Source organism: Salmonella sp. NW884, assembly GCF_051700745.1.
In the GTDB taxonomy this organism is placed as follows: domain Bacteria; phylum Pseudomonadota; class Gammaproteobacteria; order Enterobacterales; family Enterobacteriaceae; genus Salmonella; species Salmonella enterica.
Genome location: NZ_JAMMDE010000025.1, coordinates 1 through 2,754 on the forward strand (window position 1 = coordinate 1; position 2,754 = coordinate 2,754).

Genomic DNA, 2,754 nt, shown 5'->3' on the forward strand with positions numbered 1-2,754 from the left:
GTCGGACTGAACGGGGGGTTCGTGCATACAGTCCAGCTTGGAGCGAACTGCCTACCCGGAACTGAGTGTCAGGCGTGGAATGAGATAAACGCGGCCATAACTGCGGAATGACATTGGTAAACCGAAAGGCAGGAACAGGAGAGCGCACGAGGGAGCTTCCAGGGGGAAACGCCTGGTATCTTTATAGTCCTGTCGGGTTTCGCCACCTCTGACTTGAGCGTCGGTTTTTATGATGCTCGTCAGGGGGGCGGAGCCTATGGAAAAACGCCTCCCGCGCGCCCTTCTTCTGGGTCTTTGTCTTTTGCTCACATGTTCTTTCCGGTTTTATCCCCCGATTCTGTGGATAACCGTATTACCGCCTTTGAGTGAGCTGACACCGCTCGCCGCAGTCGAACGACCGAGCGTAGCGAGTCAGTGAGCGAGGAAGCGGAAGAGCGCCTTATGTGACATTTTCTCCTTACGCTCCTCTATGCCGTTCTGCATCCTGTCTGGAGCGTTATATCCCGGTAAGATTTTCCGCTTCAAAGCGTGTCTGTATGCTGTTCTGGAGTTCTTCTGCGAGTTCGTGCAGTTTCTCACACATGGCGGCCTGTTCGTCGGCATTGAGTGCGTCCAGTTTTTCGAGCAGCGTCAGGCTCTGACTTTTTATGAATCCCGCCATGTTGAGTACGGCTTGCTGCTGCTTGTTCATCTTTTCGTTTTCTCCGTTCTGTCTGTCATCTGCGTTGTGTGATTATATCGCGTACCACTTTTCGACTGTTTTGCTGCCGCTATTCTGCCGCTTGGCTTTTTGACGGGCATTTCTGTCAGACAACACTGTCACTGCCAAAAAACTGCCGTGCCTTTGTCGGTAATTCGAGCTTGCTGACAGGACAGGATGTGCAATTGTTATACCGCGCATACATGCACGCTATTACAATTGCCCTGGTCAGGGCTTTGCCCCGACACCCATGTCAGATACGGAGCCATGTTTTATGACAAAACGAAGTGGAAGTAATACGCGCAGGCGGGCTATCAGTCGCCCTGTTCGTCTGACGGCAGAAGAAGACCAGGAAATCAGAAAAAGGGCTGCTGAATGCGGCAAGACCGTTTCCGGTTTTTTACGGGCGGCAGCTCTCGGTAAGAAAGTTAACTCACTGACTGATGATCGGGTACTGAAAGAAGTTATGAGACTGGGGGCGTTACAGAAAAAACTCTTTATCGACGGCAAGCGTGTCGGGGACAGGGAGTATGCGGAGGTGCTGATCGCTATTACGGAGTATCACCGTGCCCTGTTATCCAGACTTATGGCAGATTAGCTTCCCGGAGAGAAAACTGTCGAAAACAGACGGTATGAACACCGTAAGCTCCCAAAGTGATCACCATTCGCTTTCATGCATAGCTATGCAGCGAGCTGAAAACGATCCTGACGCATCCTTCCTGTTTTCCCGGGGTAAAACATCTCTTTTTGCGGTGTCTGCGTCAGAATCGCGTTCAGCGCGTTTCAGCGGTGCGTACAATACTGGTATTATGGTAAATGTAAGATTTTATATTTATGTTTTTTTGCGCACAAAACAGATATGGATGTACTCTATAAAGTTACTTGATCAATAAATTATTGAGTGATGTGATTGTTCGCTAATAAATATATGAGTATAAGGAATGCTTGGAGGGAATATGAGTGATGTTAAGTCAGATCAAATAATTAAATATTTGTCTGAAAAGTGGGGAGGGAGCAAATGTCCCTTGTGTAAAAAAGGGCGTTGGAATGTTTCTGACAAAATTTTTGAACTAAGAGAATTTCATGAAGGTAATGTTGTTATTGGGGCAGGTCCGATAGTCCCAATTATTCCTGTAACTTGTGATAATTGCGGGAATGTTGTTCTTGTTAATGCCATTATCTCAGGGTGCTTATCTGCTGACAATAAGCAAGATGGAGGCTCAAAGTGAGTGGTGGTAATAATTTTAAAATGTCTCAGGACTATGAAATTGCTCAACCAAAAAAGAAAATGGCTTACCCTATTCTTGTTGAAGAATGGGATTTTTTAATAGGGAAAATAGAAAGTATTAGTGATGATGAAAATATATACCATACGATTGGTTCTATATTTTTAGGTGTGGCTGGCTCGGCATTGATAGCAGCATTAACTTTAGATTTGCCATCAGATGATGGTTATATGCCAAGGCAGATATTAATTTCATGGTACGTATTTTGGGCAAGCCTTATTTGTGGAGTGCTTTCTATGTTTTTTGGTAGAAAGAATAAAAAGATTAATAGAACTTCTGCGAAGGATATTGTGCAACAAATGAGATTGATAGAGAAACGTTACGAGCAAGGTAGTATGGATTAACTGGATGCTGAACGTTTAGCGAGGTTACGGCGTGCCAAGGGGGGGGCATAATGTAAGGATCTTCTTGAGATCCTTGTCTTGTCGTCGTAGTCTCTTGTCTATGAAACGAAAAAACCACCCGGCAAGGTGGTTTTTCGAAGGTTCTCAGAGCTACCAACTCTTTGAGCCGAGGTAACTGGCTTGGAGGAGCGCAGTCACCAAAACTTGTTCTTTCAGTTTAGCCTTAACAGGCGCATGACTTCAAGGCTAACTCCTCTAATTCGGTTACCAGTGGCTGCTGCCAGTGGCGATAAGTCGTGTCTTTCCGGGTTGGATTCAAGTCGATAGTTACCGGATAAGGCGCAGCGGTCGGACTGAACGGGGGGTTCGTGCATACAGTCCAGCTTGGAGCGAACTGCCTACCCGGAACTGAGTGTCAGGCGTG

The 2,754-nt window shown here is 46.4% G+C and carries 5 protein-coding genes; 3 read left to right on the forward strand and 2 right to left on the reverse strand.

Annotation, left to right across the window (positions count from 1 at the left end):
- Window positions 1-496 precede the first annotated feature (496 nt).
- The gene (locus tag NA197_RS23265; RefSeq protein ID WP_001041622.1) at window positions 497-691 is read right to left on the reverse strand and encodes a Rop family plasmid primer RNA-binding protein; all 195 of its coding nucleotides are present in this window, start codon (window positions 689-691) and stop codon (window positions 497-499) included.
- A gap of 283 nt (window positions 692-974) precedes the next feature.
- Here NA197_RS23265 and mobA point away from each other — a divergent pair, with 283 nt between their 5' ends.
- The 3 genes from mobA (at window position 975) to NA197_RS23280 (ending at window position 2,330) form a co-directional block, all read left to right on the forward strand.
- Complete coding sequence (mobA, locus tag NA197_RS23270) at window positions 975-1,298, forward strand: plasmid mobilization protein MobA (RefSeq protein WP_000166966.1); 324 nt, start codon at window positions 975-977, stop codon at window positions 1,296-1,298.
- Between the two features lie 358 nt (window positions 1,299-1,656).
- On the forward strand, window positions 1,657-1,929 hold the full coding sequence (locus NA197_RS23275) for a hypothetical protein (protein WP_001286144.1): 273 nt from the start codon (window positions 1,657-1,659) through the stop codon (window positions 1,927-1,929).
- Window positions 1,926-2,330, forward strand: coding sequence for a hypothetical protein (locus NA197_RS23280; protein ID WP_000014067.1), 405 nt, complete (start codon window positions 1,926-1,928; stop codon window positions 2,328-2,330). The genes NA197_RS23275 and NA197_RS23280 overlap by 4 nt, the downstream gene beginning before the upstream one ends.
- Before the next feature lie 212 nt (window positions 2,331-2,542).
- On the opposite strand, the gene NA197_RS23285 is transcribed toward NA197_RS23280, so the two are convergent.
- On the reverse strand, window positions 2,543-2,704 hold the full coding sequence (locus NA197_RS23285; RefSeq protein ID WP_071527578.1) for a replication initiation protein: 162 nt from the start codon (window positions 2,702-2,704) through the stop codon (window positions 2,543-2,545).
- Window positions 2,705-2,754 lie beyond the last annotated feature (50 nt).